Genomic DNA, 6,118 nt, shown 5'->3' on the forward strand with positions numbered 1-6,118 from the left:
TGGAAGCCATGTACAGGGTGAGGCGGGGAATTTTGGCGATGGCGGGGTCGGTGGCCCTAGTGATGGGGGCGTCCACCGGCATCGGTCAGGCGGCGCAGGCAGTGCAGCCGACGCCGGGTTTCGCCGTCGCGGCGATCGAACCGGCGGCCGGTTCGGTGGTGGGGGTGGCCTACCCGGTGATCGTGACGTTCACCGGGCCGGTGGGCGACCGGGCGGGCGCCGAGCGTGGCATCCACATCGCGGTGACCGGAAAGACGGCATCGGGCATGCCTTCCGGGCATTTCGAATGGGTCAGCGACGATGTCGTGCACTGGGTTCCGGACGGGTATTGGTCACCGCACAGCAAGATCGAGGTCGACGCCCACGGCATGTCGACGGGCTTCGAGACCGGTGACGCGGTGCTGGGGATCGCCGACATCTCCGATCACACCTTCACCGTCAGCGTCAACGGCGACACGCTGCGGGTGATGGCGGCATCGATGGGTAAACCCAAGCGCCCCACCCCGATCGGATCGTTCACCGCACTGTCCAAAGAGCGCACCGTCAAGTTCGACTCGCGCACCATCGGCATCCCGCTCAACGACCCGGAGGGCTACCTGATCAATGGCGAGTACGGCGTGCGGGTCACCTGGTCCGGCGTCTACGTCCACTCCGCACCGTGGTCGGTCGGGTCGCAGGGCTACTCCAACGTCAGCCACGGCTGCATCAATCTGAGTCCCGACGACGCCGCGTGGTACTTCAACACGGTGCGACTGGGCGACCCGATCGTGGTGCAGGCCTAGCGTTCAGCAGGCGCCCAGGACTGCGGTCGGCATGTGCGCCACGTACCGCTCGGCGCGCTGCTGCGGACCCGCCTCCGACCGCGCGCCCAGGTGGCGCAGCCGACCGATCATGCGGCGGCCCGCCCGGCGCACGCCGGAGTCGTTGTTGGTCGAGATACGCTGTGTGACAACAAAGTTCATGATTATTCTCCTGCCGTGATGCCCGCCGAGTCGAGTCGGCGGAACTCGCGGATCAGGCCGCGGCAAAGACGCCGGGGCCGGTGAGGGACAGATCGGTCATCGAACTCGGATACGGTCCGTCACTGGAACTCACTTCGCCCCTCACCTCCTTCCGGCCGAGACACGCGGGGATGTCGTTGGGCTCCATGGTCCCATCGAAACGCCTGGTCGTCAAACAATGCGGCGACCATCGAGCCGCCCGCACAAGCGCGGTGGCGGACCGTAATTGGCCCGCCACCGCGTTGATGTCGACCTGGGTCAGAGCAGCCCGAGCAGCTCCAGGTCGGTGATGTACTTGACGATCACCGCCGGTGTCACATGCGGAATATCCTGCGTTGCACCGATTTTCGCCTCCTGCACCGCGGCCCGGAACTTGTGGGTGGGTGCGATCGACCCGCAGATGGCAGGCTGCGGCTTCTGGTAGTTGTGCAGCAGCGGCAACAGCGACGCCTGACGTTGCCGCTCGGGCAGCGCACGCAGGGTGGTCTCGAACCGCTGCAGCCAGTCGCCGTAGTCGTCGATCCGTTCGATCGGGTGGCCGGCGTCGATCAGCCAATCGACGAACTCGTCCATGCCGACGCCGTCGTCGTGGGGGTTCATCACGTGGTAGGTGGCGAACCCGGCGTCAGCCACGCCCGCCGAGCCGGCACCCAGCGTGGTGGACGCCTCGGCGATGAACTCCACCGGCAGCCCGTCGTAGTGAGCGCGCTGCCGGTTGCCGTCGGCGTCCAGCTCGTAGAACGACGTGGGTGCCACCCCTGCGGCAACCAGGCTGAACATCATCCGGGTGAACATGTCCGGCAGGTTGAGCTGACCGGCATAGCTGGTGTCGGCCAGGATCATGTCGCAGCGGAACACCGCGACCGGCAGTCCGCACAGGTCGTGGGCTTCGCGCAGCAACACCTCGCCGGCCCATTTGCTGTTGCCGTAGCCGTTGGCGTAGCCGTCGTTGATCGCCCGCAGCGGGCTCATCTCCCGTACGTCGGCGTCCTCGGTGAAGCGGCCCAACGGGATCTGGTCGCCGACACCGATGGTGGAGAAGTAGGTGAACGGCTTGATCTTTCCGGTGAGCGCGACCCGGATCAGCTCGGCGGTGCCGACCACGTTCGGGCCGAACAGCTCGCTGTAGGGCAGCACGTGGTTGACCAGCGCGGCCGGGTCGACGATCACATCGACGGTGTCGGCCAGGCGTTGCCAAACTTGTTGGTCCAGCCCGAGGTTCGCCTCCCCCTTGTCGCCGGCGATGACCTCGAGGTGCCCGGCGGCCAGCTCGATGTAGCGGGCCAACAGTTTCGCGTCCCCGCTGTCGAAGGTGGCGTCGAGCCGGGCTCGGGCGTCGGCGTCGGAACGCGCCCGCACCAGGCAGATCAGCTTGCCGTCCACCGGGGCCAGTCGCTCCAGCCACTCCAGCGCCAGGTAGCGGCCCAAGAAGCCGGTCGCGCCGGTGAGCAGCACGGTGCGCACCTGCCCGGATGGAGCGGGGAGTGTGGGCGCCGCGGCCAGGGTGGCCTCGTCGAGGAACTTGTCCAGGGTCAGGTCGGCAGCGGCCACCTCGACGGCGTCTCGGCCGTGCACGGAGGCGAAACTGGGCCGCCTGGAACCGGTCTGAGCGGCCCGGCGCTCGGTCTCCACATAGTCTGCGATGGCCGCGAGATCGGTTGCCGGGCTGACGATCACGCCGACCGGCACATCGACGTCGAAGATGTCGCGAAGCAGGTTGCCGAAGGTCAGCGCCGACAGCGAGTCCCCACCCAGGTCGGTGAAGTGGGCGTCGGGGTGGAGGTCGGCGGCCGATGCGCCGAGCAGGGCGGCCGCGGCGCGGCTGACGGTCTCCACCGCGGGGCGCTGCGCGCCATGCCGGAGCAGCTCGCTCAGTTCGTTGGCCTGCCCCTCGGCCAGCTCGGCGTAGCGCTGTTCGAGACGATCGCCGTAGTGCGCCTTGAGTTTCGGCCAGGCCAGCTTGCGAATACCCGTCAGCAGCCCGTTCTCGAGACTGAATGGTTCGGTCTCGACGATGAAATCGCGCGGCACCTCGTATGACTGCAGGCCGGCGTCGCGGGCCACCTGCTGCAGTGACTCGGCGATCGCCGACTTCAGTTCGGTGGCGGAATCGAAACGCGCCAATGCGTCATCGGTCGGCACCACGACCGCCAGCAGGTAGGGCTGCGCACTGTTGCCGTAAACGTAGATCTGGCGCACCAGCGGGCTGTTGCCGAACTCGGCCTCCAGCTTGGCCAGCGTGACGAACTCACCCTGGGCGAGCTTGAGGACGTTGTTGCGCCGGTCGACGTAGACCAGGTGGTCCGGGCCGATCTCGGCGACGACGTCGCCGGTGCGGTAGTAGCCGTCGGCGTCGAAAACCTCCGCGGTGATCTCCGGGCGCTTGTAATAGCCGGGGAACAGGTTCTCGGTCTTGAGCAGCAGTTCGCCGCGGGGGTGCGGCTTGTCGGTGCCGAAGTAGCCCAGTTCGGGCACGTCGACCAGCTTGTAGTCGAGCACCGGTGGCCGTTGCACGACGCCGTCGAAGAGCACCATGCCCGCCTCGGTCGATCCGTAGCCGTTGAGCACGTGCAGCCCGGTGAGTTCGGAGACCCAGGAATGCAATTCGGCGGAGATCGGCGCCGAGCCGGTCATCGCGAAGATGCAACGCCCGCCGAGCAGGTCGCGGCGCATCTCGGCGAGCAGCTGCGCTTCGGCGGCGGCGCGGTCGGCGCCGGTGATCCCGTTGACCTCACTTTGGAAGTGCTGGTAGAGCATCTCCCAGATCCGCGGGACGAAGTTGAGTTCGGTGGGCCGGACCAGCGCGAGGTCCTCGAGCAAGGTGGACAGGTCGCTGCGGGCACTGAAGTAGGCGGTGCCGCCGTTGCCGAGCGTGCCGTAGAGGATGCCGCGGCCCATGATGTGGCTCATCGGCATGAAGTTCAGCGTGATCGAGGCGGCGGTCGGGCCGAACCAGTTCCTGGCCGAGCGCACCCACATCCGAGCGACGTTGCTCTGCGGGTACATCGCGCCCTTGGGGGCGCCGGTGCTGCCGGAGGTATAGACCAGCAGAGCCAACGGGTCGGTGTCCTGGCCGGTGTCGTGGGCCGGCGGGTCCGCCGGGGACAGCGTCCGGCCGCGCGCCATCAGCTCGGCCAGCGGCTCGACGACGACCTCGGCGCCGGCCAGCTTTGCCCGGGCGTCGGCCAGCGCGTCACGGTGGTCATCGACCTGCTCGTGGTAGTCGAAGACCACCAGGCGGGTGGGGGCCGGGCCGCTGCGCACCAGCTCGACCGCGTCGGCCAGCGAGTCGATGCTGGCGGCGATCACGCGCGGCTGGGTCTCGGCCACGATGGGGGTCAGGGTGCTCACCGCCGCGGAGGTCTGCAGCGGTACGGCGACCGCCTGGATCTGGCCCAGCGCCATGTCGATGACGGTGTAGTCGACGCTGGTGAAACCCAGCACCGCCACCCGGTCACCGGGGCGGACGGCGGCGGCGGTCAGGGCGGCACTCAGGGCGCGGATCCGTTCGGCCAGCTCGCCGTAGCTGAGGGTGTCGTAGCGGGGCTGCAATTGCGCGACGGTGCGTCCGGTCGCGGGATCGGTGACGAAGTCGACGGCACGCTGGCCCAGCGCGGGCCGGTCGGCGTAGCCGGCCAGCGCGGTCTGCACGAGCTGCGGCAGTGCCAGGCCGGGCTTGGCGATGGCGTCGGCGACGGCCGGGTCGGGTTGCGCGGCGGCGAACTGGGGGTCGACGGCGGCCAGCTCGGCGGCCAGGCGGGCCTGCCGATCCTCGTTGACGGACAGATCAGTAAGCGTCATGTGGAACCTCTAATGGGATATCTCGAGAAGTGTTTTTCGAAGGCGCAACGCTGCGCTGATAGATACAATGTTAGCAAAACTAATTTAATTCCGTATCGGGTGCCGATGTGAGAACTCCCTCAGCACCGGGTTCCGAGTGGCCCGGCACACGATCAGCTGATCGACTCCTCCAGCCACGGCAGCAGCCACTTCACCCCTTCGGGGGTCAGGTGAATCCCGTCGCTGCGCACCTTGATGCCGTCCACCTTGGCGGTGTAGGTGCCGCCCGGCCCCAGTTTCTTGTTCAGGTCCACCACCGTCACGGCGTCGCGCCCGGCGACCACCCGCCGCAACAGCGCGTTCCAGCGGTCGACCCGCTTCGGGTCGTCTTCCGGCCACAGGCTGCCGTCGGCCCGCTCGCCGTAGCGGCTGTAGGGCACCGTCGTCACCACCACCCGGCTGCCGGCGGACTCCAGCACATCGAGCGCGCGGCGCCATTCCGCGGTCAGGTAGGCGTCGAACGTCGGGTCACCGATGTGGGTCCACTGCCCCTCGTTGACACGGTCGACCGTCTCCCAGCGGCCCGCGATCAGCAACACCACGTCGGGGCGGTCGGCCTTGACCTGCCGCGCCCACCGGGCCGGCCAACCGTCACAGTCCGGGCCCTGCTCGATGATCTTGCCGGCCCAGCGATAGGGCCCGGCACGCACGATGCTGCAGCCGACGACAGTGTGGTCGATGAAGTCATAACCCGGCGTGGCCGGCAGGTAGTGCATCAGCGTCCAGCCGATCGAGTCGCCGAACACCGAGACGGTGCGCGGCCGGTTGGGGTCGTGGCGCACCGGATGCGGCCGGGGCTTTCCGGATTCCGAACGCGGGCTCGGCGGCGACGGCGACACCGCGGCGGCCGCCGCCACATCGGGGGTCAGTCCGGTCTGCGCGGCGGGCCGCTCGACGACCGGGACCACGAACACCGTCAGCGCCACCGCGGTGGCGCTGACCGCCGCCCCGAGCGGCAGCATCGACACCTGCGCCGGCCGCCAGCAGCGGATCGGTTCCTCGATGGCCCACCACGACACCGCGGCCAGCAGCAGCGTGGCGGCGCACCGCACGGCGAACAGCGCCCAACCCGACCAGCCGGTGCGCTCGCCGTTGAGCACCAGAAAGACCGGCCAGTGCCACAGGTACACGCCGTAGGAGATGGTCCCCAGCCACACCAGCGGAGCCCAGGCCAGTGCGCGGCCCACCGGCCCGCTCTGGTGCAGCGCGACCGGCGCGATCACGGCGATCGCCGCCACGGCCACCAGGGTCAGCAGGCCGCCCTGAAACTCCGCGGC

Annotated in this window: 4 protein-coding genes; 1 reads left to right on the forward strand and 3 read right to left on the reverse strand. The window is 68.7% G+C overall.

All coding sequences use genetic code 11. The annotated features are described in order from the left end of the window. The first annotated feature begins 8 nt into the window (after positions 1-8). Positions 9-782, forward strand: a complete 774-nt coding sequence (locus tag DQP56_RS13010) for a L,D-transpeptidase (protein ID WP_165825009.1) — start codon at positions 9-11, stop codon at positions 780-782. A gap of 3 nt (positions 783-785) precedes the next feature. Here the strand turns inward: DQP56_RS13010 and DQP56_RS24730 are convergent, their stop codons facing one another. From DQP56_RS24730 to DQP56_RS13020, 3 genes are all read right to left on the reverse strand, one after another. Continuing rightward, entirely contained in the window at positions 786-962 is a 177-nt protein-coding gene (locus tag DQP56_RS24730; RefSeq protein ID WP_165825010.1) for a hypothetical protein, read from the reverse strand. A gap of 297 nt (positions 963-1,259) precedes the next feature. Next, complete coding sequence (gene car, locus DQP56_RS13015; RefSeq protein ID WP_112686025.1) at positions 1,260-4,802, reverse strand: carboxylic acid reductase; 3,543 nt, start codon at positions 4,800-4,802, stop codon at positions 1,260-1,262. Between the two features lie 152 nt (positions 4,803-4,954). Next, on the reverse strand, positions 4,955-6,118 hold a 1,164-nt coding region (locus tag DQP56_RS13020; RefSeq protein WP_165825011.1), incomplete at its 5' end, for an SGNH/GDSL hydrolase family protein.

Origin of the sequence: Mycolicibacter senuensis (genome assembly GCF_003284925.1) — a bacterium.
GTDB lineage: Bacteria > Actinomycetota > Actinomycetes > Mycobacteriales > Mycobacteriaceae > Mycobacterium > Mycobacterium algericum_A.